Genomic DNA, 24,240 nt, shown 5'->3' on the forward strand with positions numbered 1-24,240 from the left:
ATGCAGGGCTTCACACTAATCAAGTAACCGGTCTCTTTGAGTACTACCGGCATCACTGGTTGCGCATTATTCACTTGCTTTCCAGATTAACTTTTGAGCGCTCAAACTCGATGGAACGGCAGTCAAATTTCGTTTAGTTCTACCTAGCGGTTCCGATTCGACAAAAAATAGACATATAATCGCAGCAACCTCAGCTAAAAAAGACCCTACATGAGCCAGTTAGAAAACGATCGATACCTAAGAGCTTTACTTAAGCAACCAGTGGATCGCACCCCGATTTGGATGATGCGTCAAGCCGGCCGATACCTTCCAGAATATCGCGCTACCCGAGCCGAAGCCGGCGACTTTATGTCGCTCTGTAAGAATGCCGAATTAGCCTGTGAAGTGACTTTGCAGCCACTGCGCCGCTTTCCACTTGATGCCGCCATTTTATTCTCAGACATTCTAACTATCCCAGATGCAATGGGCTTAGGTTTGTACTTTGAAACCGGCGAAGGGCCGAAATTTAGCAACCCTGTTCGCACAGCGGCTGACGTTGCCAAGTTGGCTGCGCCCGATCCCAACCAAGAGCTGCAATATGTGATGAATGCGGTCAGCACTATTCGTCGTGAATTAAAAGGCCAAGTGCCACTGATCGGCTTCTCGGGTAGCCCCTGGACTTTAGCGACCTACATGGTTGAAGGCGGTTCGAGCAAAACCTTTAGTAAGATTAAAGCGATGGCTTTCGGTGAGCCAAAGCTTATGCACCAACTACTCGATACGGTTGCCGACTCGGTGATCAGCTATTTGAATGCCCAAGTTGAGGCGGGTGCGCAAGCATTGATGATTTTTGATACTTGGGGAGGTTCGTTATCAGGCCCTGCTTATCGCGAATTTTCACTCGCATACATGCAGAAAATTGTCGATGGTTTGGTCCGTCAGGCCGATGGCCGAACCGTGCCCGTTACCTTATTTACTAAAAACGGCGGTCAGTGGCTCGAGCATATGGCAGAAACGGGCTGTGATGCATTGGGACTGGACTGGACAACCGAATTGGGCGATGCCCGTGCTCGCGTTGGCGATAAAGTGGCACTGCAAGGCAACATGGATCCATCAATGCTCTATGCGCCAATCCCTGCCATTGAGCAAGAAGTGAGTCGCCTACTGGCTTCTTATGGTCATGGCAGTGGTCATGTCTTTAATTTGGGCCATGGCATTCACCCTGATGTCAATCCTGAACACGCTGGCGCATTCATCGCTGCGGTGCAGGCGCAAAGCGCTCAGTATCACCAAGATTGAGTCATCCGATGACAGCCAGCCGACAATAAAAAAAGCAGCTAACGCTGCTTTTTTTATTGCTCTGCAAGTCGCTTGGTGCAGCGAGGAATCTAGGCGTAGTACTGCTTAAATTCCTTCAGGTGGCGTTTCAGCCCCAGTAACTGCAATTCAGAAATGACAGCTTCTTCGGTTTGATGCAGGCATTCAATCAAGCCTTGCAGCACCGTGTCGGAGATACTTTCGTAATTAGGGTTAGCGCGAAGTAGGGCAAATGCTTCCGAGGTTGTCATCGCCTTCAAACTCCCTTCTAAAGACATTGAGCAAAAATTAGTCGCCCGCTAAGCTAACGTCATCAGCAACAAAATGCAACCCCATCAACCAGTTATTCGTTTTCTAATCAACTAGGTAGATGGTTTGGGTCAAACAATGGCTTTGCCCTGGTAATAAAGTGTGACAGTCATCACCTGCATTCACCGCCTCAATACACACCATGGTTTGATAGCCCTCATCATTGAAGTCAACCATTGCTGCCGCTTTATCAATCCATGGATTCCACACCACAGTGGTGCGACTACCTTCTTTGGCCACCGCAATCACCCGCTGGTTACCCTCATCCTGAATTAAACAAGTGGCCAAAGTGTCGAGGTAAACCCGATCGACTTCTTCATCAACAATAATATCGCCACGCTGAATGATGCCTTGTTGGTCAGCAACTTTGTCGTCGTAGCTCACTTGGTCCAACCCGCGCACTCGCGTTTGGGCAATGCTCGCCACCTCAAAGTAGCTGTGCAAGGCTCCGCCAACAGTCATCGCCCGATCGCCGGTATTGGTGCTCATCAATTCCATGGTCAATTGCTTAGCGACGGTGATTTTCAAGGCTAATTCAAAGGCATGGGGCCACACCTGACGGGATGCTTCGGTATCGTTCAAGGTCAACAGCAACTCGGTCGCACCATCGACTAACTGCATAGCATCGCTCAACTGCCACACTTGATTGCGAGCAAAGCCATGCTGCGGCAAATCAGAATTGGTCGGATGCGGGCCAAACCAAGGCCAGCACACGGGGACGCCGCCACGGATCGCTTTACCCGGCTTGAATTCAACATCCTTGCTTAACCACAACAGTGGCTGCTGACCGCGAGGCTGAAAAGCGCAGACGTGGGCACCATGGAGGCACACCGCCGCGCTGGCAAAATCGTTATTAATTGTCACCATCACCAAGCCCGAGTCGGTTTCAGCAAACGATAGCTGGGCTAAGTTTTGATAGCGGGATTGGAGCTGGGTTAAAACGTCGGACATAAGTCAATGGCTTCCATGGCTGACAAAAAGGCACTTTGAGCGCGCTCTTCGGCGACTCAAAGGATGATTTCAATGGCGGCTATGTTATCGACGTAACAGTGTTACAGCCACCGCTAGATGGGCATCAGCGTTTACTGCACGCCGCCAGAGGCTTTAGTTTGTCGAGTAGTGAATGCCAGGCCGTGACATCAGCGGCCAGCAACCCAGTGGGCTGCAACCAAAAACCACCAACTAACCAATCATAATGAAGCTGAACGAGGCCTTCAGGAAGTTGTAAACAGGCAAACCAAACATCGGCGCCTAAACTCTCATCAGACAATGTGCCACCAGCGAGTTTAGCGAGCTGCTGGGCCAGCTCTACAACCTGCTCTTCTTGCTCACAGCTAATGGCTAGAAACTCACTGCTGGGTTCGTCTAACTGCTGCATGAAATCTCCAAATGCTGACTCCAATCAGGCGGCAGTGCGGCATATTGTTCGAACTCAGGCTGTTCAGCAAACGGCTTGGCTAGGACTTGCTGCAACCGTGCAATTTCATCAAATCGGCCAGATTGGGCCTCCTCGATGGCCTGCTGCGCCATGTAATTACGCAATACATATTTGGGGTTGGTCGCCAGCATCTGCTGCTGCCAATACTGCGCGTCGCCCTGTGCAAGTCGGCGCTGACGATAGGCTTGCCACCATTGGCGAAAGCCTTCTCGGTCCACCCAGTTATCTTCCATTGGGGTTCGTTGCTCGGTCACATCCTGATGGCTCAATTGACGAAAGGTGCGGGTTAAGTCCTGCCCTTCAGCTTGCATCAGGGTGAACAAGCCATTGAGCATTTCACCATCGTCCTGCTGAATTTCATCAAGGCCGAATTTACCCGCCATTAACTGACTGTAGCGCCCTAGCAGCGCTGTTTGATAGTGCTCCAACGCAAGTTGAGATTGCTCCTTACTGACTAATGGCGACAACGCCAACGCCAGACACTGCAGGTTCCAGTGACCAATACCCGGCTGCTGGGCATAGCTGTAGCGGCCGCCATGATCCGAATGATTGGGAATATAACCGGCCTGATAACCATCCATGAAGCCGTAAGGGCCGTAGTCAATGGTCAGCCCGAGCAATGACATGTTATCGGTATTCATCACTCCATGGGTAAAGCCGACGGCCTGCCAATGAGCAATCAACTGCGCCGTTTTGACCACCACCTGCTCAAACATCGCGGCGTAAGGCGCAGGCTGTTCGAGGCATTCCGGAAAATGATGGCGCAAAGCAAAGTCGGCAAGCTGCTTTAATTTATCGTGCTCGTTGCGATGATAGAAATATTCAAAATGTCCGAAGCGCAAATGGCTGTCAGCAATGCGCAAAAGGGTCGCCGCCGATTCCAATTCCTCTCGTTGCACCGGCGTGTCGCTGCCAATCACACACAGCGCTTGGGTTGTAGGTATTGCCAAGCCGGTCAACGCCTCCGAGGCAAGAAACTCGCGAATGCTGGATCGCAACACGGCTCGGCCATCACCAAATCGAGAGTACGGCGTTTGCCCTGCGCCTTTGAGGTGTAGATCGACCAAATCGCCCTGTTGATTGCGGATCTGGCCTAACAGCAAGCCGCGACCATCACCTAGCTGCGGCACATACTGACCAAATTGGTGACCAGCATAGACTTGCGCGATAGGTTCACTACCGGGCAGCAACGCTTGGCCAGAAAAATAGCGACACAAAGCGTCGGCGTCGGGTTGCTCGGCTAATCCCAATGACTGCCCAGTTTGCTGTGAGTAGGCCACCAGCACTGGGTTACTAATGGCGTCAGGCGACACTTTGGAGTAAGTGCCTGCTAACTCGTTAAACCAAGAATTTTCAAATTGCCACGCTTCCACCCACAGACTCCCTGCAATTTTATTATCGTCCAACAGTGATACGACAAAAAACAACGGACTGATTAAATCATGTCTACACTTGGCGACGAAATACTTCTTTTTTCTATCTTCATACTCCCGCTTACAAAAGGACTTCGTTATGCCATTGTCAAAAAAGCTCCTCGCTGAATTTTTTGGTACGTTTTGGTTGGTGCTCGGCGGCTGCGGCAGTGCCGTTCTTGCTGCTGGTTTTCCCGATGTCGGTATTGGCTTGCTCGGCGTCAGTCTCGCATTTGGCTTAACCGTGCTGACCATGGCGTATGCCATTGGCCACATCTCAGGTTGCCATTTGAATCCGGCAGTGTCGGTTGGCTTGTGGTTGGGTGGCCGTTTTTCTGCTGCTGAACTCGGCCCTTACATCATTGCTCAAGTCATTGGTGGGGTTGCCGGTGGTGCCGTGCTATATGCCATCGCCTCCGGGTCGGCTGATTTTTCCGTCGCTGGCGGCTTTGCTTCCAACGGTTTTGGCGCCCACTCGCCAGGTGGCTACGGCATGACCGCAGCAATCGTCTGTGAAGTGGTGATGACCATGATGTTCCTGTTTGTCATCATGGGCGCAACGGATAAGCGGGCGCCAGCAGGCTTTGCGCCAATCGCCATTGGCCTGTGTTTAACCCTCATCCATTTGATCAGTATTCCGGTCACCAATACTTCCGTGAATCCAGCTCGCAGCACTGGTGTGGCGCTCTTTGTCGGCGATTGGGCAGTGGCACAATTATGGCTATTCTGGCTGATGCCAATTATCGGCGGCGCTTTGGGTGGTTTGATCTACAAGTTTGTGGCCAGCAGCGACGATTAACGCTCCAACAGGTAGGCACAAATGGCGGTGAGAAATTCATCGCCATATTTCGCCAGCTTGGTTCGACCAACGCCAGAAATGGCTAGTAGCTGGCTGTCATTGGTTGGTTTTTGCTCCGCCATTTCCACCAGCGTGGCATCCGAAAACACCACATAAGGCGGCACGCCATCACGATCGGCAAGGGTCTTTCGAACGCCACGCAAACGCTGAAACAGCGGCCGGTCTTCATCGCTCAAGCCAAGTTGCAATGAACGCTTATCTTTCACCCGCATACGCGGTACCGCCAGCTGCAATGGCTGCTCAGCACGCAATATTGGCCTTGCCGCCTCTGTCAGCATCAGTGCGCCATGGCGGGTGACATCCTGACGCAAAAAACCCAAATGCACGAGTTGCCGGATCACCGACAGCCATTGTTCATGGCTATGCTGCATGCCAATGCCATGGGTGCTAATTTCATGATGCCCGAAACGGCGAACTTTTTCGTTATCCGAGCCTCGCAAGACATCGGCAATATGATGAGCGGTATGACTTTGCTCCGTGCGATAGACACAACTCAGCGCCATTTGCGCATCTTTCAGGCCATCGTAAAGCTTGGGCGGATTCAAACAAACATCACAGTTGCCACAGGCTTGCTGCGCCGGCTCGTCAAAGTAGTTCAGCAACACTTGGCGACGACAGGTTTGCGCCTCGCAAAAAGCACCAATGGCATCGAGCTTGTGTTGCTCGACTTTACGTTGCTCGGGGTTTTCGATGTTAGCGATGAAACCCACAATACGCTGACGATCGGCCGGGTCATAGAGCATCAAGGCTTCTGAAGGCAGGCCATCACGGCCAGCACGGCCGGTTTCTTGGTAGTAAGACTCGATATTTTTCGGCATGTCGTAGTGAACAACAAAGCGCACATTGGACTTATTAATTCCCATGCCAAAGGCAACTGTCGCAACGACAATTTCAACTTCATCGCGCAAGAATTGCTCTTGTACCCGATGGCGAACTTCCGGCTCTAAGCCAGCGTGGTAAACCGCACTGTTGATGTTGTGATTACCCAGACGCTCCGAGACTTGCTCACAGCGTGCTCGGCTACCGCAGTAAATAATGCCACTTTGGCCCCGCCGCTCATTGAGGTAATCAACCAACTGTTTCAGTGGCCGATACTTATCTTCTAAGGTGTAGCGAATATTGGGGCGGTCGAAGCTACCCACGTGCAGTAGAGCTTGATTGAGCTGCAGACGCTGAACAATATCTTGCTGGGTGGCGGCATCGGCGGTGGCCGTTAGCGCCATCACCGGCAAATTGGGATAACGCTGTTTGAGCTGCCCCAAAGCAGCATAATCAGGCCTAAAATCATGTCCCCACTGGGAAATACAGTGGGCTTCATCGACGGCAACAAAGGCCAGCGGCAACTCGGCTAATCGCTCTAGAAAACGGTCGCGCACAATTCGCTCTGGCGAGACGTAGAGCAAATCCAGTTCGCCATGATGCGCTTCATTAAGGGTTTGAATTTGTTGCTCTCTGGGAATATCGCCATACAAGGCAGCTGCGCGAATGCCCATGTTCTGCAGCGAATCGACCTGATCTTTCATCAGCGAGATCAATGGTGAAACCACCAACACCAGGCGCTTTTGTACCAGCGCAGGCAGCTGATAGCACAATGATTTACCCGCTCCTGTTGGCATGATCACCAGTGCATCTTGACCCCGACAAATGGCGCTGATGACATCGTGCTGACCTGGACGAAACTCACTGTAGCCAAAAACACTTTGCAGAGTTCGCTGAAGTTGCGGCAATAAGTCATTGGCGGGATGAGAAGTGGGATCAGCGAGCATGGAATCCAAAACGGCTATCAGCACAAAATTGTCGAATGCGCTATTGTACCGGTTGCTGATCAGCCAGCAATGACAAATTTGAGGGCATCAGGCTCTAGTAAGCGCAGGAGGCAAAGGGTATGCAATGGCAGGACATTGAGCACACGCTCAAGTCAGCCCTTGGTTCTGGCTTGAAGCTGGGTCAGGCTGAGGCTGTTAGCGGCGGCAATATTAATCAGGCATTCAAGCTGCACAGCAACCGTGGCGAGCTATTTATCAAACTCAACCATGTCAGTTGCTTTGATATGTTTGTCCAAGAATCCGCCGGCTTAGTCGCCATCGCGGCGACCAATACCATTCGCACCCCCAACGTTATTATCGCCAATCACACCCAACATCATGCTTTTTTGGTGCTCCAGTACCATGAGGCCAAGAACCCCCAGCCATCAGACTGGCAGTTGGCTGCAGAGCAGCTGGCAGCAATGCATTCAGCTTCAACAATGGCAACCGTCACCGGCGAGCCATTCGGTTTCAGTGCCGATAACTACATCGGCAGTACTCCGCAACCAAACTCGCCAACCCCAAGCTGGAGCGAATTTTTCGCTCACCAACGGATCGGTTATCAATTATCGTTACTCAAAGGGCAATTGCAGCTGCCCATATCTGATGCTGAGATATGCCAACAAATTGAATCAATATTACAAGTTGACCCCATCCAGCCATCATTACTGCACGGCGATCTGTGGCGCGGCAACTTAATGTTCGATAAGCACGGGCCGCTGCTCGTCGACCCAGCCTGCTACATTGGCGATGCAGAAGCCGATATTGCCATGACGGATTTGTTTGGCGGCTTTCCTGCGGCATTTTATCAAGCCTATCGAAGCATCAAAGCGGCACCAGAATCATTGAGCCTCCGACATGACATTTACAACCTCTACCACTTGCTTAATCATGCCACTTTGTTTGGTGGTCATTATCTCGATCAAGCCGAACAATCAGTTAAACGCTTGATCGAAAACGGCAGCTAAAGAGCTGCCGTTTTGTCTTCATTCGGTGCTTAATCGCTGTTAACGGGAGCGTTGTTGCTCGGTCAATTGCGCTTTCAACGCCAGCAACTCTCGGTGAACATCTGCGATGGTTGGCTCGCCGGCATGTTCAGCAGCATCGGCTTCTTTGTTTTCCTGCTCGATGACATTGACCACGATACCAATCACCATGTTCAAAAAGGCGAATGCGGTTAAACAAATAAACGACAAGAAATACATCCAGCTCCAGCCATGCACCGCCATGGTTTCGTACATCACGTCTGTCCAGTCTTCAAACGTCATCACTCGGAACAACGTCAGCAAGGAGATCGCGATATCGCCCCACAATTCGCGGTTAATCGAACCGAATACCGTAGTGCCGACCGCCGCATAGATGTAAAAAATCACAAACATCATCAGCAACACATAACCGAGCTGTGGCAGCGCTTTGAGCAAGGAGTTAATGAGCATTCGTAGCTCAGGGATAATCGACACCATCCGCAGTACTCGGAACACTCGAACCAAACGTGCAATCAACGCCATGTCGTTATTGCCAACCGGAATGAGCGACAAAGTCACCACAAAGGTATCGAACAGATTCCAGCCGTTTTTGAAAAAGTCACGCTTGCGCGGCTCGCCGATAAAGCGAATGCTGATTTCAACGAGAAAGAAGATAGTGACGGCCCAATCGAGTACCGATAAGCCAGTATGCAGCCAACTCGGAATCTCAAAGGTCTTCACCCCGATCATTAAGGCGGAAAAAATAATGACAGCAATAACAAGGAGTTCGAACAGCTTGTTTTTACGTAGCCGGTCAAACTTGCTTTGAATAGAGTCGAAGTGGGTGGTCATTTCGCTTTGGTCATAACATCATAATAATGGCGCGATTGTACAAAGCCTTGACCACCGCTGACTAGCCCGAAAATCGACTGGTCTTAGCTGAACAAGTGTTGTAACGAGCGCTTGTTGTGATACATCAGCTCATCACCTGCCGCCAGCAAGTCATCCACCGTTGGATGCTGCAGCGGATCATACTGCACCGCGCCGCATGAAAACTCGAGCTCATAGCCACGATTACTCTCAGCGTTGTGAATTTTGATGGCGTCAGCAAACTTCTTGAGCACCGTCATGGCCACCTGGCGACGGGTATTGGTGAATAACACGACAAATTCGTCGCCACCAATTCGGGCAAACAAGTCAGATTCGCGGAAATTTTCCCGCATCGCTTCGGCAAAGCACTGCAACGCCACATCGCCTTCGGCATGACCAAAAGTGTCGTTGATTTCCTTGAAGTGATCTAAGTCGAAAAACACCAGAGTGGCTGGGATGTGCTCGCGCGCAAACACCTTCATACTGTGCTCAGCAAGGGTAGCAAACCCTCGGCGATTACTAATGCCGGTCAGTTCGTCGGTGGTCGCCATCTGAAACGCCGATAATTCTCGTTCCACCATGGATGCCAGATCAACCAGAGTTTCCATTTCTTCTGTGCAGAAATCTCGCGGCCTAGTGTCGATCAAACACAAGGTGCCCAGTCGTGCCCCGGAAACTGCCCGCAGCGGACAGCCAGCATAAAAGCGGATCCCCGGCTCGCCGGTCACCAGAGGATTATCGAAAAAGCGCTCGTCCTCCAGCGCATTCGTCACCAGCAGCACTTTCGAATCGAGAATGGCATGGCCGCAAAAAGATACATCCCGTGGCGTCTCTGATACCTCGAGGCCAACGCAAGACTTAAACCACTGGCGTTGGTCATCAACCAAAGACACCACCGCAATGGGTACATCAAAGACGCGTTTGGCCATTCGAGTGACGCGATCAAAGCGCTCTTCATTGGGCGTATCCAGCACATCTAAAGAACGCAACTCGACTAATCGAGCCGCTTCATTATCAGGGCTAGCGGGCTTTTTCACTGCTGTCTCCAAGGCAACATATGGCTAAGCGCTAAGTATAGAAAGTCCCGTCTGGATCAACCGAACAATGAATCAATCTGTGAGCCGGATTACGAAGCGCGGGCAAAACAGTCGTCAATCGCATTAGCTAGTGCCACGACCGCTGGATTGGCCTGCTCTTGTAATGCCAACACTCGGTTCACCACCAGCGATTTTTTGGCATCAAATGCCAGCGGCACGGCCACTAACTCGGCGTCTTGTAATTCCTTACGGATATGCGAAGTCGGGATAAATGCAAAGCCAAGCCCTTGTTTCACAATATCAATCGCCGTACCGAAGTAAGTCACTGTCCAACGCTGCTCGGCCTGTAACCAACCGGCATCAACCGGACGCCGGACACCTGAATCGCGGATCACCAATTGTCGATGTTGGCGCAAATCATCGGAGCTTACCGAGCGATTGAGCTGCGTTAACGGATGGTTGGGGCTAGCAACACAAATCATCGAGCTGGTCGCCACCGGCTTACCAAGAAAGCCCGGCAGCACCCGCACGGCGTACACCACATCTGCCTGACGTTCCAACAAGGCATCATCGGTGGCCGACAGGGTGGTTTCTAGAATTCGAATTCGAGTGTCCGGATGGGCTTGTGAAAAGGCCGCAATCCCCGCAACAATGGGTGCCATATCAACCACGGCGTCGACCGCAATGGTCACCTCCGCCTGCCACCCCGAGGCCAAATAACTGGCATGTTGCTCCAGCGCCTGAGCTTGCGCCAGCAAGTTACTGGCGTGGCGATAAAGTACTTCACCAGCTTCGGTCAACACTGCTTTTCGGCCTCGTTGCGTCAGGGCTGGCGTGGGTAATTGCTGCTCCATTTTGCTGATGATGTAACTCACCGCTGACTGGCTTTTGTTGAGCTTTTCAGCGGCTTTGGCAAATGAACCACAATCAATCACAGCCTGAAAGGTCGCCCATTGTTCTAACGAAATTCGCGGCAATGGCATTATCTCACCTTAGATTTAGTTCGGCGTTGCACGGCCATCAGCGCCGCAATACAGATGATCAGTGCCAAGCCACCAATTTGCGCCGCCCAGATAGCAAATAAGTCAGGTGCTTTGAGTAAAGTGGTCATCAGCGATTGATGATAGTCAAAATACCATTGGTGCTGAGGGGGAAACACAGACTCATGGAACAGCCGGTACAAGTCATCAAACCCGACCATCCAATAGCCCGTAACACCGGCCAATAAGATGACAGCAGCCACCGCTCGGCGCGTCTGAACACTGGGAAACTGCAGCCTCGACTGCCAATACAACCAAAGTAAAACCATGGCTAACGGCAAGCATAACCACCAGATCACCATGCAATCTCGCAGCAGCTGATGAACATCCTTGAGATGAATAATCTCGCTCTCAGTTAACCAAGGTTTGCTGCCACTATTGGTGGTGTATTGAATGTCGCCGAGCTTTTCGGGCTGCTGATGTACGGCCTCATTCAGCTGCTCAAAAAGCAATAGATGCTGGGACTTGTCAGTCAGGTGAAAGTCTTTGCGCTTCATCTTATTCAGCGGCGCATAGCGTTTGATATGACCATCGATGTTAATTAGCTCGTACCACAAGGGGTAGCCGAAGTGCGCTAGCCGATTGGCTTGATAGCTGATGCCAACCGCGACGACCCAGAGCAAAAGGCACATGGATAACCAAATCAGTACCCGAATGATGACCATGAACGGCAATCCATCAAATTATTCGATTAATTTAAGCAAATAATACCATCATTCAATCGATTGAATAATTCTATTATCAAGTTGTCAGTTCGCTAACCCATATTTCAGGAGCTCAGCATGAAACAAGTACTTCGTATCGATTCCAGCGTTTTTGCCGAAGCCGGTGTCAGCAGCCAGCTGGCCAATCAAATGCAACAAAAGTTGTTGTCCACCTACCCGCAGCTTAAGGTGGTCAACCGCTCATTCGCCGCAGATCCAGTTCGCCACCTCGACGGTGCTCATCTCGGTGCGCTGATGACGCCAGCGGAAGAACGCAGTGAGCAACAGCAACAAGCCGTGGCCTACAGCGATGAGTTGATTGCCGAAGTGCGCGACGCCGATGCCATCATTCTGACCGCACCCATGTACAACTTTCAGGTGCCGTCAATGCTAAAAGCTTGGTTTGATCATCTCGCCCGAGCAGGCGAAACCTTTCAATACACTGACAATGGTCCTGTCGGACTGCTCCGCGACAAGCCGGTTTATGTCATCACTACCCGTGGCGGCGTCCATCGTGATCAACCGAGTGACACCATTGAGAGCTTTGTCAAAACCATGCTTGGATTCCTTGGTTTAACCCAAGTCACCATGATTTTTGCCGAAGGCCTCAGCATGGGTGATGACGCGCGCTCAGCAGCGATCAGTGCTGCCGAAAAACAAATCGCAGCGATCGCCATTCATTAGGAGGCCGTGATGACAGCAAGAAAAGTTATTGAAGTGATCCGCGGTCGCGCCACGAGCGATGGTAATGGTGTCAACTTACTGCGCGTCTTTGGCGGCCCGCGGCCAGAACGATTCGATCCATTTTTGATACTCGATGACTTTGGCTCGGACAACCCAGATGACTATATCGCGGGCTTTCCGCCTCACCCACATCGCGGCTTTCGGACGGTGACTTATATGCTACAGGGGCATTTTGAGCATCGTGATCACATGGGCAATGTCGGCGGCATTAAAGACGGCGGCGCTCAGTGGATGACGGCCGGAAGGGGCGTGATCCACTCGGAAATGCCAAAGCAAACCGATGGTAAATTACGCGGCTTCCAACTTTGGCTTAATCTGCCGAGCAAAGACAAAATGATGGCGCCCGACTATCAAAACATCGAATCCGGCCAGATTGCCGAAAACCACATCGATGGCGTCTCCATCCGCGCCATTGCCGGCGCCGGTCAAGTCAACCAACAGGTCGTGAACAGCCATACAGAAATTGCTGATACCGAGCCGCAGATCTGGTATCTCAGCCATTCCGGTAAGACGGCAAAATCACTCACCATTAGCCAGAAGTCGGGCCGTAACGTGATGATTTACATCGCCCAAGGTGAGTTGGCCGTTGAGGCATCGCAATGGCGCGGTACCGCCGGTTCATTGGTTCGCTTTGAACAGCAAGGTGATGTGCAAATCAGCCTGGGCCCTGACAGCGAAATTCTGTTGCTGGCAGGCCAGCCATTGCAGGAGCCCATCGTGCAATACGGGCCTTTTGTTATGAATAGCCAAGCGCAAATCGACCAAGCCATTACCGATTACCAAAACGGCGCCCTGACAACACCGGCGGTCTGATCGTGGCCGCCTGAATCACTGCTTGATTCACAATTTTGTCGGTAGTGACTGGACATAACTGGTCGGTCCACTAGTCTCGTCCGGTATCAATCTGTATTTCTAGGACGAGCTTGCCATGGATCTAATCAATCCCGCCGACCACCTCGACAAAGTGGCCGAGCTATTCGATCAAGGTATGGCCTTTGACAAAGTCATCGGCCTTAAAGTTGAACAGTATGATCCCACTGGGGCAAAACTGACCTTTGCTGCCAAACCGGAACTCATTGGCAATCCCATCCATAAAATCCTCCACGGAGGGGTGATCGCCACGGCTCTCGATGTCGCCGGGGCAGCAGTGACCTTCGCGGCGGCATTGGCACGAATGCCAGCCATGACAGAACAACAGTTGAACGACAAATTAGCGCGCATGAGCACCATTGATTTGCGGGTTGATTATCTGCGCCCGGGCTGGGGCGATCACTTCACCGTCACTTCCCATATCATTCGCACGGGTACTAAAGTCGCCGTGGCCCGAATGGAGCTGCACAATGAGCAGGGCACTCACATCGCCTTCGGTACGGGCACTTATATGGTGGGTTAAGCAGCAACCCAGTCATGATTTACATTGCGATCGGCTTTGACGCCGCGTTAAACTCGCGCGGCAATCACTAGCGGAAGCGACATCGTGCAATCAGTAGCACGCCAAGGGGCAATTTTTGCTGTCTTGGCATACACCATGTGGGGCATTGCGCCCATCTATTTTAAATCGCTGCAACAAATTCCAGCCCTCGAAATGGTCAGTCATCGGGTGGTGTGGTCGTTTGTATTACTGCTGGCAGTGCTAACATGGCATGTTGGCTGGCACGCCATCAAACAACTACTTAAAGAGCCTAAAAAACTGGCCCTGCTGGGGTTAAGCTCAGCCCTCATTGCCGTCAATTGGGGCGTGTTTATTTGGGCGGTCAACAATGATCGCATGCTTGATGCCTCGCTGGGCTATTACATCAACCCGCTCGTTAACGTCGCGCTCGGCATGGTGTTTCTGCAAGAGCGGCTGGCCCGCTTACAGTGGTTTGCCATGGCACTCGCCACCGTTGGGGTACTGATCCAAATTATCAGTTTTGGCTCAGTGCCATGGGTGGCGCTGATATTGGCGGTAAGCTTTGGCTTTTATGGTTTGCTGCGAAAACGAGTTCACATAGATGGCGTGTCCGGCTTGTGGGTTGAAACAGCCCTGATTGCGCCACTGGCGATCTGGTATCTGGTCTCAGTCAGCAGTAACGGCCTGCCGATGGCTGATCACAATGCCATGATCAACGGCCTGTTGATCGCAGCAGGGGTTGTCACTACCGCCCCGCTGCTGTGTTTCATCGCTGCCGCCAAACGATTACCGCTGTCGCATTTGGGATTTTTTCAATATATTGGCCCGAGCTTGATGTTTATACTGGCAACCACCATGTACGGTGAAGCCATGACCATTGATAAACTCATCACATTTGCCTTTATCTGGGGCGCATTAGTGGTGTTCAGCTGGCATGGCATTCGCGCCAGTCGTTTAAACCGACAACGAAAGGCTCTAACTGAGTAAGCAACAATCAATGAACTACTTTAACTGGCTTTTGTTTTCATTCCGCGGCCGCATCAACCGTAAAACCTTTTGGCTCTGTCAAGTGGCGATGCTGGCGATCAGTACCTTGTTGTTACTGAGCTTTGGCGGTGAGGTATTAGAGCGCTTTTCCCGCAACCCAGAAGACCAAGCGGCATTGGATGCGTTAATGAGCTTCGGTTGGAAAATCAATTTGGTGTTGCTGTGGCCAAAACTCGCCATCGACATCAAACGCTTTCAGGACCGCGATCGACCTTGGTATTGGGTACTGATCCAGTTTATCCCGCTGATTGGTCCAATCTGGTATCTGATTGAAGCCGGCTTTATGCCCGGTACCGCGGGACCAAACCGCTATGGCCCCGGCGATCAAAACAACCAGAACCCACCATCGAATTCGAACGACAGCAACGGTCATTTCGAAGCCTAATATCATGGCCGGATGGCCTCATCCGGTCGGACCTTTAATCCACACTCAATGTGCGTCAAATCAAATTAATGACTGATCGCGCTGCCATTTCTGATGGCTGACATATTGCCCTGATGATCCGCTGCTAGACTCCAGTGAGTTGTGTTGCATTTGTGTTAAAGCACCTACCTTTAGCCTATAGGTGAGGCCGCTTTGGCTGCGTCTGTGTTACCCGAGGTCACTATGTCAGTTCGTATAAAAGTCATTCTGCTTGCCACCATTCCCGCTTTTTTAGTGTTCGTCGTCGCCACCATGTTGACGATTTATGAATTAAAAGCCGTCGCGGAAAAAGAGCTTGAGACCACCCGAGCAACCTTGGAGGCCGCCGAAAAACTCAAATTAAAGTCATTGGTTGAGGCCAGCGTCAGTAGCCTCGATGACATTGTGCTCAATAACAGCCTGAGCAAAGAACAAAAGCAACAGCAAGCCTACCAGCGATTTTCCTCCGTGAAGTTTGGTACCGATGGCTATATTTTTGGCTATACCCCAGAAGGCGTGCGAGTGCTACTCGGCGCCAGTACTGCCGGTCTGAACGACAACTTTTTGCAATTGAAAGATGCCGATGGCAATACCTTCATTCAGCACATTGTTAGGGAAGCCCAGAATGGTGGCGGCTACACCCATTACAGCTTTCCCAAGCCGGGACAAACTCAGGCAGAACCGAAGCTGAGCTATTCCATGTACATCCCACAACTGAACTGGGTGGTAGGGGTTGGTATCTACATCGATCACATTGAACGACAAATCGCCAAGGCGCGGGCGCAAGCAGACGCTTCAGTTATCGCGGCGGTGTGGTGGTTTGTTGGCATTGCCGTGGTCACTCTGGCGATTATTTCGCTAGCAGCGTCGTTATTCGCCAACAAAATGATGGGGCGGATTATCAATGTTCAACAAAGTTTGCATGAAATATCCCAAGGCGATGGCGATTTAACCCAGCGTCTGGTCATTCAGAATGACGATGAAATTGGCAAGTTGGCCCAGTCGTTCAATGAGTTTGTGGACAAGATTCATCAAACCATTGAATCGATTTTAGGCGTGGTGAAGGAGCTGGCTGAAACCGCCCAGCAAATGGCTGAATCGGCGTCAGGCACCCATAATTCGGTGCAAACTCAGCGCACCGAAACCGATATGGTCGCCACCTCGATGAATGAAATGAGCGCATCAGCGGTCGAAGTAGCACGCAGTGCCGAAGAAGCGGCACAAGCGGCAAACAAAGCCAGCTCTGACGGCGCTCAAGCGCACGGCGTAGTCAGCCAAACTTCCGACACCATCGATCGTCTCGCCCAGGAAATCGATCAAAGTGCCAGTGCCCTCGAGTCGCTGGGCAATGATGTCAATTCCATTGTGTCGATTCTTGATGTCATTCGAGGCATTGCCGAGCAAACCAACTTGCTGGCCTTAAACGCAGCGATTGAAGCGGCCCGCGCAGGAGAGCAAGGCCGCGGGTTTGCCGTAGTGGCCGATGAAGTGCGCTCGCTGGCCAGTCGAACTCAGGAAAGTACGGAAGAAATTCAGTCGATGATTGAACGCCTGCAACAAGGCTCGACCGATGCTATCGCCGCCATGACGCAAAGCCGCGATAGTGGCCAACAGGCGGTCGAAAATGCCACCAAAGCGCAAACCTCGTTGGACGAAGTGGCCCATGCCATCAGCCTGATCAGCGCCATGAATGAGCAAATTGCCAGTGCCTCAGAGCAACAAACGAGTGTCAGCGAATCCATCAACCTCAGCATTACTCGAATTTCTGACTCGGCTGGCGAAACCGAAAACCACGCCGCTGCAACGACTGCAATGAGTGATAATCTGGCGCGCCTAAGTGAACGACTCGGCCAATTACTTGCCCAATTTAAGGTGTGATGAACACACCCTCATTGCTAAATGGCTGATAATCGCGCATAGGCAATGACCAACCACTTGCTGCCAACATCATCGAAGTGGATCTGGATCCGAGTTTGCGGACCGCTGCCTTCATAGTTGGTGACGGTGCCATCGCCAAATTTCGGGTGATTAACCCGCTGGCCCAAGTAAAAGCCGGCATCGTCAAAGCGCTCGGCCTCCTGATGAAAGCGATTGGGCATGGTCGGCTGACTCACCTGAGTAGTGAGCTTGACTTGATTAACCAACTGAGCCGGTATTTCTCGTAAGAAGCGCGAGGGCCGATTAAAGCTTTCTTTGCCATACAAGCGGCGGCTTTCAGCATGGCAAATCACCAGCTTTTGCATCGCTCGGGTCATGCCTACGTAGCACAACCGGCGCTCCTCTTCGAGGCGTTCTGGATCTTCACCAGATTGCATACTTGGGAACATGCCTTCTTCAACGCCAACCATAAAGACCAACGGAAATTCCAAGCCCTTGGCCGAATGGAGCGTCATCAGTTGTACCGCATCGTCAAATTCATCAGCCTGACCTTCTCCGGCTTCGAGCGCGGCATGGCTCAAAAACGCATCGAGTTCGGTCATCTCCTGCTCGTCTTCACTCGGAACAAAGGCTTTGGCGGCACTCACCAATTCCTCAAGGTTTTCTACCCGAGCCTGACCTTTCTCACCCTTTTCAGCCTGATACATGGCCAATAAGCCGGAGTGGCGCATGGTCACGTCGGTTTTTTCGTGAAGCGGCTTTTCAGCCACCTGCTGATCAAGAAATTCAATCAGATCAACGAAACGCGCTGCCGATGTAGCTGCGCGACCTTTCAGGGTTTTCGCCTCTAACATCATCAGCACCGAGTGCCACATGGAACAACCGTGCTCACGAGCATTCAGACGAATCTTTTCCAGCGAGGTATCGCCAATGCCTCGTGCTGGGGTATTGACCACCCGCTCAAAGGCAGCATCATCACGGCGATTACTCAGCAACCGCAGATAGCCCATGGCGTCTTTAATTTCTTGCCGCTCGAAGAAACGCACGCCGCCATAAATTCGGTATTTCACACCAGCTTGGCCAATGGCCGACTCCAGCACTCGAGACTGGGCATTGGAGCGGTATAAAATGGCACAGTCTGTTAGGGCATTGCCTAATTGTTGCCACTGCTGGATCTGGCCAACAACATAGCGCGCTTCATCGAGCTCGTTATAAGCTTCATAGATTGAAATCGGTTCGCCATCTTCACCATCCGTCCATAGCTCTTTGCCGAGCCGGTCTGAGTTGTTGGCAATGACTGCATTAGCAGCCTTCAAAATGGTGCTGGTCGAACGATAATTTTGCTCCAGCCGAACCATCCGAGCGCCCGGAAATTCATCGAGGAACTTCTGGATATTTTCCACCCGAGCACCACGCCAACCGTAGATCGACTGGTCATCATCGCCAACAATCATGACATGGTTGTCTTCACCCGCCAGCAGCCGGATCCAGGCATATTGAATACGGTTTGTGTCCTGAAATTCGTCGACCAGAATGTGGCGAAAACGGTCTCGATAGTGACGCAACAATGCCGGATTTTTAAGAAATAGTTCGTGGGCGCGCAGCAGCAATTCGGCAAAGTCGACTAATCCCGCACGATCACACGCCTGTTGATAGGCTTCGTATACTTGCAGCCAGGTTTTGGTGGTTGGATCACCATGGCTATCGATGTGCTGGGGGCGCAGCCCCTCATCTTTGTTGCCATTGATAAACCAGCTGGCTTGCTTGGCGGGCCATTTCTTGTCATCAAGACCAAGGGCTTTAATTAAGCGCCGCAGCAGCCTGAGTTGATCGTCGCTATCGAGAATTTGAAAGGTTTGCGGTAAACCCGCTTCTTGAAAATGGGTTCGCAGTAATCGATGTGCTAGCGAGTGAAAGGTGCCAATCCACATGCCATTGAGCTGGCCACGCAGCAGACTCTCTGTCCGGCCGCGCATTTCCGCCGCCGCTTTGTTGGTAAAGGTTACCGCCAAAATGGAGAACGGCGAGGCTTGCTCAACTCGCATCAACCAAGCGATACGGTGGACCAGTACTCGGGTTTTACCAGAGCCGGCGCCAGCTAACACCAATTGGGTACATGCCGGAGCGCCAACCGCTTCGCGCTGGGCATCGTTTAAACCATCGAGTAATTCACTGACATCCACGCCTTGAGTACCTTTGCTGCAATCGAAAGCGGCAGTATAGCGGTTTTTAGTGGATGAATATACAGTACATAATAATGGCTTAAGCCATCAGCACGGTAACTAAATCGGCCAGTTGTGCATACTCAAAATGAGGCAGCGCCAGCGCCCGCTGTCTGCCCGTCAAAGGAGTCGCCGCAGGGTTAAACCAACCAGCATGCCAGCCCGCCCCGAGGGCACCAGCAACATCGGAAATCAAGTGATCACCCAAGTGCAGCCCTTGATGCGGTTTGATAGCCAGTTGCTGCTCGGCTAAACGGAATAAGTCAGCATGAGGTTTGGCCCGGTATTGGCCGGCCTGCGGGTAAAACACATGGTCAAACACCTGATCGAGGCCGATGAGATGCGGCTGCGCATTGCCGTTGGTAATCGCCACTAGACGATAGCGAGACTTGAGCTGCGTCATCAGAGCGACGATATCTCTGGCAACCTCGAATTGGTTGCGGTGATGCAAAAACAATTCAAAACCTTGCTCTGCCAATCGCGTGGTCGCTTCGCTATCAAAGCCGCGCTCAGCAAACGCCTGATGCAACGCCGCTCGGCGCAAAGCGGTCATGTCATCGCCCAAGTGACGGTGCTGCAATGCTACCTGTCGCCGATAGTTCGCCCAATCGGCTACTGACATGGCGGCAAATTCCGGATGCTGCTCAGCGAGCCAAGTTTGCAATACCGCCTCGGCGTTGACCATATTGGGGCCGTTATCGTAAAGAGTGTCATCCAAATCAAAACTAATGGCTAGCGGCCGCTGCCAACGTTTATAAACCCGCACTAAACATCTCCTTGGCGTTCGTTGCTATCGCTGTTGTCGTCACCACCTTGTCCTTTGACCTTGGTGCGTTTGGCCCGCGGATGCGCCTGATCGTAAACTTTGGCCAAATGCTGAAAGTCTAAATGCGTGTAGACCTGGGTAGTCGACAGATTGGCATGGCCCAATAATTCCTGAACCGCGCGCAGATCGCCACTACTCTCAAGCATATGCGTGGCAAAGGAATGACGAAGTTTATGAGGGTGGACTTTGGCATTAATCCCTTGCTCGATGCCAGCTTTCGCCAACCGCCCTTGCACCGAGCGCTCGCTGATCCGCCGTCCTTGCTTGCTGACAAACAACGCAGGCTCATCAGCCGGCGCCAAGCCATTGCGAAACGGCAACCAACGCTCAATCGCCCGAACCGCAGCCTGACCCAGTGGCGCCAGACGCATTTTGCTGCCCTTCCCCGTAACCGTTGCAACACCGCTGTCAAAATCAACATCGGCGATGTTCAGTGCGGTCAGCTCAGAGACTCGCAAACCACCGCCGTAGAGTACTTCCATCATGGCGACATCGCGGGCACCAAGTGGATCGTCACTCGCCGCTTGCAGCAGTTGATTTACCTGATCGACATCGAAGTTTTTCGGCAGCGGCCGATTAACCTTGGGGGTTGTCACTCCTTGAGTGGGATCGACATCTAACCACTGCTGCTTCACCCCATACAAAAACAAACTGCGCAGCGTCGACATTTGTTGCGCCAAAGTTCGAGGCTTTTTACCTTTGCGATGCTGGGCAGCCAACCATTGTTCAATATGAACATTGAGCACGTCGTCCAGTTGCGCCAGCTGGTGTTGCTCAGCCCATTCGCAAAATTGACTCAGGGTGCGGCAGTAACTATCCAAAGTGCGGGGGCTGTAACGACGCTCCACCCGCAGGTGTTGCAAAAAGTCGTCACAGCATTGCCGCAAAGAATTAGCCATGGCGACGTTCGCGTAATTGCTTGAGTACCGCACTTAACAACAAGCGCAGCTGATCCAGCAATAAGACATCGAGGCTAGGGTTAAAATGACTGGCATCGGTGCTACCAAAGGCCAGCAGAATGGACTCATCTTCTAACGTCATCAACGCCGCAGACTCGACCGGCTGTTCATCAAACAGCAAGGCTTTGTCCACTTCGTTGAGTCGACCAAAATAATAGGGCTGATGACGCAAACGTCGCTCGGCCAGCGCTTTGAGCGCTTCATGCTCGACAGGTTTGCGGCGCGGCACCCAATCTTGCTGACCCGACAAGGGCCACATGGTAATCGCACTCAGGCCGAGCAAGTCGCTCAAAATGTGTTGCACTTTCTGATGGATCTCATTGATCGACTGGCACGGCAATAACGCCACATAGAGCTGGCAGAAACTGTTGTAAATCGATTCGTTATGCTTAGCGATAGCCATAAGCTCAGTAATTTCTTCACGCAACAGATTGTTTTGCTCACGCAACTTGTCGAGCTGTCGATCCACCAGCGAGATACTGCCGCGCTGAGGATGCGTAAAACGCACATTGGCGAGCCAATCACTGTGCCGCTCAAAGAACTGAGGATCGGCTTCTAAATAGGCTTTGACCTGTTGATCAGCTAAATCAGCTGGCAGTTGCTCAGCTGCTGATTCTGACGTCGCATCGTGACTCATATGTTAATGGTTCCATCGTAAACATGCTTCGCCGGGCCGGTCATACGGACAGGGTGACTGTCGCTATCGCAACGGATCTGCAAGGTACCACCGGGCAAGTCAACTTTCACTCGTTTATCGAGTAAGCCAAATTTCTGGCCAACCACCACCGCAGCACAAGCGCCGGTGCCGCAAGCGAGGGTTTCACCAACACCGCGCTCATACACCCGCAAACGGACGTGGCCACGATTCATCACTTGCATGAAGCCGGCGTTGACGCCTTCAGGGAATCTGGCGTGGCGTTCAATCGCTGGCCCAAGGGTCTCGATATCAAGGTTTTTTAGGTTTTCCACCACAGTGACGCAATGGGGGTTGCCCATCGACACCGCACCCACTTTCAATTGCTGACCGGCAACATCCAGCATGTAATGCTCGGCCTGAGCATCGGCTTCAAACGGCACCTCTTTCGGTTGCCAAATGGGTTTACCCATATTCACTGACACCGTGCCATCGCGCTCAACCTGTAGCAGGATGTTGCCTTTGGCCGTGCTAACGCCAATACGGTGTTTGCTGGTCAAGCCTTTGATGCGGACAAAACGGGCAAAACAGCGGGCACCATTACCGCATTGCTCCACTTCAGAGCCATCGGCATTAAAAATTCGGTAGTGGAAATCCATATCTGGATCATAAGGCGGCTCAACGACCAGCAACTGGTCAAAGCCAACGCCGAAATTGCGATCCGCCAGACGGCGGATCTGATCGGGCGATAGGTACTGGTTCTGGGTAACGTTGTCGATGACCATAAAGTCGTTACCCAGACCATGCATTTTAGAAAATTCTAGCGGCATGAAAGCATTGTTCTAATTCAATCAATGGCGCTAGTTTACGGCAGCACTACCTCTCCTTTCCATAGTTCTGCGTAGGTTTCGCGTCGCCGGATCTCAATTGTTTCGTCGCCGTCGACTAAAATCTCTGGCGGACGGGGTCTCGAGTTATAATTCGACGCCATACAAAAACCGTATGCACCAGCCGAACGTACCACCAGCAAATCCCCTTCTGCAATGGCTAACTCTCTGTCTTTACCCAAGAAATCACCGGTTTCACAAACAGGGCCAACGACGTCGTAAAGGGCAGCGTCACGTTCTAAGCTGCGATCGACTGGCGCAATGGCCTGATACGCGCTGTAGAGCGACGGCCGAATTAAATCATTCATGGCGGCATCGACAATAGCGAAATGCTTGGCTTCAGTAGGCTTGAGGAACTCAACTTTGGTCACCAAGATACCGGCATTAGCAGCAATCGCCCGACCCGGCTCAAATACCAGCTTGAGATTCGGCCGGTCGGTCAAGCGTTGACGTAACGCGGCAGCATATTCACTCGGGTGCGGTGGTTGTTCGCCATCGTATGGCACACCTAAACCGCCACCAACATCCAAATGCTCAATGACAATGCCTTCTGATGCCAGCTGATCAATAAGCAGTAGCAACCGATCAAGCGCTTCTAAAAACGGCGCCAATTCGGTGAGCTGAGAACCAATATGGCAATCGACGCCAATCACTTTCAGCTGCGGGTATGCCGCCGCTTGGCGATAAACAGACGGCGCTTGCTCGATGGCAATACCAAACTTGTTCTCTTTCAGGCCCGTTGAGATGTAAGGGTGAGTGCCCGCATCCACATCTGGGTTTACCCGCACCGAAATTGGCGCTACTTTGTTCAAGCGCTCAGCAACTTTAGCGATGCGGTGCAACTCAGGCTCAGATTCAACGTTGAAACAGCCAACACCAACTTCAAGGGCGTATTCAATCTCTTCGACCGTTTTGCCAACACCCGAGAACACTACTTTGGTTGGGTCGCCACCGGCTTCCAGCACTCGTGCTAACTCACCACCAGAGACAATATCAAAACCAGAGCCTAGCTTGGCCAACACGCTCAAAATCGCTAGATTGGAATTTGCCTTTACCGCATAACACACCAAATGCGGATGATCGCCAGCGGCATCATCAAACGCTTTCCAGTGACGCTCTAAGGTCGCACGCGAATAGACATAACAAGGGGTGCCGTAAGTTTCGGCAATAGCGGCAACGGGAACCTGTTCGGCAAATAGCTGGCCGTTGTCCTGATAATTAAAATGATCCAAAAAATACTCCTTGAGATTCTGGGGCCAGCCGGGTTATTGCCCTGTTGCTGGCTCGGTCGCTGGTTGCTCAGGCTCGTCAGTCGGCTGAGGTTGTTGTTGAGGCTCTTCAGGCAAGTAAAGCGGCCCCTTTTGACCACAGCCTGCAAGACTAAACATGAAGGCCAGCAAAGCTGCCCCTACCAGTCGTGACCGCAGATTGTTCCGCATCTGTTTCCACTCTCAGTTATAGAATTTGTCAAAATGGCCTCTATAATCGCACTCAAATCAACAATTGCAACCA

The 24,240-nt window shown here is 51.9% G+C and carries 25 protein-coding genes; 9 read left to right on the forward strand and 16 right to left on the reverse strand.

Translation table 11 applies throughout. The annotated features are described in order from the left end of the window. Positions 1-210 precede the first annotated feature (210 nt). Positions 211-1,278 carry a uroporphyrinogen decarboxylase gene (gene hemE / locus IC617_RS00890; protein WP_191143096.1) on the forward strand — a complete coding sequence of 356 codons (1,068 nt, stop codon included), beginning with the start codon at positions 211-213 and terminating at the stop codon, positions 1,276-1,278. Positions 1,279-1,367: 89 nt separating this feature from the next. On the opposite strand, the gene IC617_RS00895 is transcribed toward hemE, so the two are convergent. From IC617_RS00895 to IC617_RS00910, 4 genes are all read right to left on the reverse strand, one after another. Then, complete coding sequence (locus IC617_RS00895) at positions 1,368-1,547, reverse strand: hypothetical protein (RefSeq protein WP_191143097.1); 180 nt, start codon at positions 1,545-1,547, stop codon at positions 1,368-1,370. A 103-nt stretch (positions 1,548-1,650) separates the two neighbouring features. After that, entirely contained in the window at positions 1,651-2,556 is a 906-nt protein-coding gene (locus IC617_RS00900) for a D-hexose-6-phosphate mutarotase (protein ID WP_191143098.1), read from the reverse strand. A gap of 124 nt (positions 2,557-2,680) precedes the next feature. Continuing rightward, positions 2,681-2,983: a hypothetical protein gene (locus IC617_RS00905; protein WP_191143099.1), complete on the reverse strand. Its 303-nt coding sequence runs from the start codon at positions 2,981-2,983 to the stop codon at positions 2,681-2,683. Then, the gene (locus tag IC617_RS00910; protein ID WP_369410345.1) at positions 2,971-4,416 is read right to left on the reverse strand and encodes a protein adenylyltransferase SelO; all 1,446 of its coding nucleotides are present in this window, start codon (positions 4,414-4,416) and stop codon (positions 2,971-2,973) included. The genes IC617_RS00905 and IC617_RS00910 overlap by 13 nt, the downstream gene beginning before the upstream one ends. 139 nt (positions 4,417-4,555) lie before the next feature. On the opposite strand from IC617_RS00910, the gene aqpZ reads away from it, so the two are divergent. Further along, complete coding sequence (aqpZ, locus tag IC617_RS00915) at positions 4,556-5,254, forward strand: aquaporin Z (RefSeq protein ID WP_191143100.1); 699 nt, start codon at positions 4,556-4,558, stop codon at positions 5,252-5,254. On the opposite strand, the gene recQ is transcribed toward aqpZ, so the two are convergent. Continuing rightward, positions 5,251-7,080 carry a DNA helicase RecQ gene (recQ, locus tag IC617_RS00920; protein ID WP_191143315.1) on the reverse strand — a complete coding sequence of 610 codons (1,830 nt, stop codon included), beginning with the start codon at positions 7,078-7,080 and terminating at the stop codon, positions 5,251-5,253. The genes aqpZ and recQ overlap by 4 nt on opposite strands. A gap of 119 nt (positions 7,081-7,199) precedes the next feature. Between recQ and IC617_RS00925 the strand changes: the two genes are divergently transcribed. Then, positions 7,200-8,087, forward strand: coding sequence for a fructosamine kinase family protein (locus IC617_RS00925; RefSeq protein ID WP_191143101.1), 888 nt, complete (start codon positions 7,200-7,202; stop codon positions 8,085-8,087). Positions 8,088-8,126: 39 nt separating this feature from the next. Here IC617_RS00925 and IC617_RS00930 read toward each other — a convergent pair whose 3' ends face one another. From IC617_RS00930 to IC617_RS00945, 4 genes are all read right to left on the reverse strand, one after another. Further along, on the reverse strand, positions 8,127-8,936 hold the full coding sequence (locus tag IC617_RS00930) for an ion transporter (RefSeq protein WP_191143102.1): 810 nt from the start codon (positions 8,934-8,936) through the stop codon (positions 8,127-8,129). Between the two features lie 83 nt (positions 8,937-9,019). After that, on the reverse strand, positions 9,020-9,991 hold the full coding sequence (locus tag IC617_RS00935) for a GGDEF domain-containing protein (RefSeq protein WP_191143103.1): 972 nt from the start codon (positions 9,989-9,991) through the stop codon (positions 9,020-9,022). Positions 9,992-10,080: 89 nt separating this feature from the next. Then, positions 10,081-10,974: a LysR family transcriptional regulator gene (locus IC617_RS00940; protein WP_191143104.1), complete on the reverse strand. Its 894-nt coding sequence runs from the start codon at positions 10,972-10,974 to the stop codon at positions 10,081-10,083. After that, the gene (locus tag IC617_RS00945; RefSeq protein WP_191143105.1) at positions 10,974-11,696 is read right to left on the reverse strand and encodes a lipoprotein intramolecular transacylase Lit; all 723 of its coding nucleotides are present in this window, start codon (positions 11,694-11,696) and stop codon (positions 10,974-10,976) included. Before IC617_RS00945 ends, IC617_RS00940 begins: the two co-directional genes overlap by 1 nt. Positions 11,697-11,813: 117 nt before the next feature. Between IC617_RS00945 and IC617_RS00950 the strand changes: the two genes are divergently transcribed. The 6 genes from IC617_RS00950 to IC617_RS00975 all read left to right on the forward strand — a co-directional run bounded on the left by IC617_RS00950 (position 11,814) and on the right by IC617_RS00975 (position 17,200). Next, complete coding sequence (locus IC617_RS00950) at positions 11,814-12,419, forward strand: FMN-dependent NADH-azoreductase (RefSeq protein ID WP_191143106.1); 606 nt, start codon at positions 11,814-11,816, stop codon at positions 12,417-12,419. A 9-nt stretch (positions 12,420-12,428) separates the two neighbouring features. Further along, the gene (locus tag IC617_RS00955; RefSeq protein ID WP_191143107.1) at positions 12,429-13,292 is read left to right on the forward strand and encodes a pirin family protein; all 864 of its coding nucleotides are present in this window, start codon (positions 12,429-12,431) and stop codon (positions 13,290-13,292) included. A 115-nt stretch (positions 13,293-13,407) separates the two neighbouring features. Then, entirely contained in the window at positions 13,408-13,872 is a 465-nt protein-coding gene (locus tag IC617_RS00960; RefSeq protein ID WP_191143108.1) for a thioesterase family protein, read from the forward strand. 84 nt (positions 13,873-13,956) lie between these two features. Beyond that, positions 13,957-14,859 (forward strand): EamA family transporter RarD, encoded by a 903-nt coding sequence (rarD, locus tag IC617_RS00965; protein ID WP_369410346.1) that lies wholly within the window; start codon positions 13,957-13,959, stop codon positions 14,857-14,859. Positions 14,860-14,869: 10 nt separating this feature from the next. Further along, positions 14,870-15,304 (forward strand): DUF805 domain-containing protein, encoded by a 435-nt coding sequence (locus IC617_RS00970; RefSeq protein WP_191143109.1) that lies wholly within the window; start codon positions 14,870-14,872, stop codon positions 15,302-15,304. Between the two features lie 222 nt (positions 15,305-15,526). After that, the gene (locus tag IC617_RS00975; protein WP_191143110.1) at positions 15,527-17,200 is read left to right on the forward strand and encodes a methyl-accepting chemotaxis protein; all 1,674 of its coding nucleotides are present in this window, start codon (positions 15,527-15,529) and stop codon (positions 17,198-17,200) included. Positions 17,201-17,217: 17 nt separating this feature from the next. On the opposite strand, the gene uvrD is transcribed toward IC617_RS00975, so the two are convergent. The 7 genes from uvrD to lptM all read right to left on the reverse strand — a co-directional run bounded on the left by uvrD (position 17,218) and on the right by lptM (position 24,167). Then, a complete protein-coding gene (gene uvrD, locus IC617_RS00980; RefSeq protein WP_191143111.1) occupies positions 17,218-19,383 on the reverse strand; it encodes a DNA helicase II in 2,166 nt (721 codons plus the stop codon). A 79-nt stretch (positions 19,384-19,462) separates the two neighbouring features. After that, positions 19,463-20,188, reverse strand: coding sequence for an HAD-IA family hydrolase (locus IC617_RS00985; protein WP_191143112.1), 726 nt, complete (start codon positions 20,186-20,188; stop codon positions 19,463-19,465). Beyond that, positions 20,188-21,147 carry a tyrosine recombinase XerC gene (gene xerC, locus IC617_RS00990; RefSeq protein WP_191143113.1) on the reverse strand — a complete coding sequence of 320 codons (960 nt, stop codon included), beginning with the start codon at positions 21,145-21,147 and terminating at the stop codon, positions 20,188-20,190. Before xerC ends, IC617_RS00985 begins: the two co-directional genes overlap by 1 nt. Beyond that, positions 21,140-21,844 carry a DUF484 family protein gene (locus tag IC617_RS00995; protein WP_191143114.1) on the reverse strand — a complete coding sequence of 235 codons (705 nt, stop codon included), beginning with the start codon at positions 21,842-21,844 and terminating at the stop codon, positions 21,140-21,142. The genes xerC and IC617_RS00995 overlap by 8 nt, the downstream gene beginning before the upstream one ends. Then, positions 21,841-22,671 carry a diaminopimelate epimerase gene (gene dapF, locus IC617_RS01000; RefSeq protein WP_191143115.1) on the reverse strand — a complete coding sequence of 277 codons (831 nt, stop codon included), beginning with the start codon at positions 22,669-22,671 and terminating at the stop codon, positions 21,841-21,843. The genes IC617_RS00995 and dapF overlap by 4 nt, the downstream gene beginning before the upstream one ends. Before the next feature lie 35 nt (positions 22,672-22,706). Then, on the reverse strand, positions 22,707-23,960 hold the full coding sequence (lysA, locus tag IC617_RS01005; protein WP_191143116.1) for a diaminopimelate decarboxylase: 1,254 nt from the start codon (positions 23,958-23,960) through the stop codon (positions 22,707-22,709). Positions 23,961-23,993: 33 nt separating this feature from the next. Beyond that, a complete protein-coding gene (lptM, locus tag IC617_RS01010) occupies positions 23,994-24,167 on the reverse strand; it encodes an LPS translocon maturation chaperone LptM (RefSeq protein WP_191143117.1) in 174 nt (57 codons plus the stop codon). Positions 24,168-24,240: the final 73 nt, after the last annotated feature.

The organism is Neiella litorisoli (assembly GCF_014773395.1).
GTDB classification, from domain to species: Bacteria; Pseudomonadota; Gammaproteobacteria; order Enterobacterales; family Neiellaceae; genus Neiella; species Neiella litorisoli.

Bases quoted from the DNA above. Each gene is read 5' to 3' on its own strand.
- hemE (WP_191143096.1), top strand. From the start codon at position 211: ATGAGCCAGTTAGAAAACGATCGATACCTAAGAGCTTTACTTAAGCAA.
- IC617_RS00895 (WP_191143097.1), bottom strand. From the start codon at position 1,547: ATGACAACCTCGGAAGCATTTGCCCTACTTCGCGCTAACCCTAATTAC.
- IC617_RS00900 (WP_191143098.1), bottom strand. From the start codon at position 2,556: ATGTCCGACGTTTTAACCCAGCTCCAATCCCGCTATCAAAACTTAGCC.
- IC617_RS00905 (WP_191143099.1), bottom strand. From the start codon at position 2,983: ATGCAGCAGTTAGACGAACCCAGCAGTGAGTTTCTAGCCATTAGCTGT.
- aqpZ (WP_191143100.1), top strand. From the start codon at position 4,556: ATGCCATTGTCAAAAAAGCTCCTCGCTGAATTTTTTGGTACGTTTTGG.
- recQ (WP_191143315.1), bottom strand. From the start codon at position 7,080: ATGCTCGCTGATCCCACTTCTCATCCCGCCAATGACTTATTGCCGCAA.
- IC617_RS00925 (WP_191143101.1), top strand. From the start codon at position 7,200: ATGCAATGGCAGGACATTGAGCACACGCTCAAGTCAGCCCTTGGTTCT.
- IC617_RS00930 (WP_191143102.1), bottom strand. From the start codon at position 8,936: ATGACCACCCACTTCGACTCTATTCAAAGCAAGTTTGACCGGCTACGT.
- IC617_RS00940 (WP_191143104.1), bottom strand. From the start codon at position 10,974: ATGCCATTGCCGCGAATTTCGTTAGAACAATGGGCGACCTTTCAGGCT.
- IC617_RS00945 (WP_191143105.1), bottom strand. From the start codon at position 11,696: ATGGTCATCATTCGGGTACTGATTTGGTTATCCATGTGCCTTTTGCTC.
- IC617_RS00950 (WP_191143106.1), top strand. From the start codon at position 11,814: ATGAAACAAGTACTTCGTATCGATTCCAGCGTTTTTGCCGAAGCCGGT.
- IC617_RS00955 (WP_191143107.1), top strand. From the start codon at position 12,429: ATGACAGCAAGAAAAGTTATTGAAGTGATCCGCGGTCGCGCCACGAGC.
- IC617_RS00960 (WP_191143108.1), top strand. From the start codon at position 13,408: ATGGATCTAATCAATCCCGCCGACCACCTCGACAAAGTGGCCGAGCTA.
- IC617_RS00970 (WP_191143109.1), top strand. From the start codon at position 14,870: ATGAACTACTTTAACTGGCTTTTGTTTTCATTCCGCGGCCGCATCAAC.
- IC617_RS00975 (WP_191143110.1), top strand. From the start codon at position 15,527: ATGTCAGTTCGTATAAAAGTCATTCTGCTTGCCACCATTCCCGCTTTT.
- xerC (WP_191143113.1), bottom strand. From the start codon at position 21,147: ATGGCTAATTCTTTGCGGCAATGCTGTGACGACTTTTTGCAACACCTG.
- IC617_RS00995 (WP_191143114.1), bottom strand. From the start codon at position 21,844: ATGAGTCACGATGCGACGTCAGAATCAGCAGCTGAGCAACTGCCAGCT.
- dapF (WP_191143115.1), bottom strand. From the start codon at position 22,671: ATGCCGCTAGAATTTTCTAAAATGCATGGTCTGGGTAACGACTTTATG.
- lptM (WP_191143117.1), bottom strand. From the start codon at position 24,167: ATGCGGAACAATCTGCGGTCACGACTGGTAGGGGCAGCTTTGCTGGCC.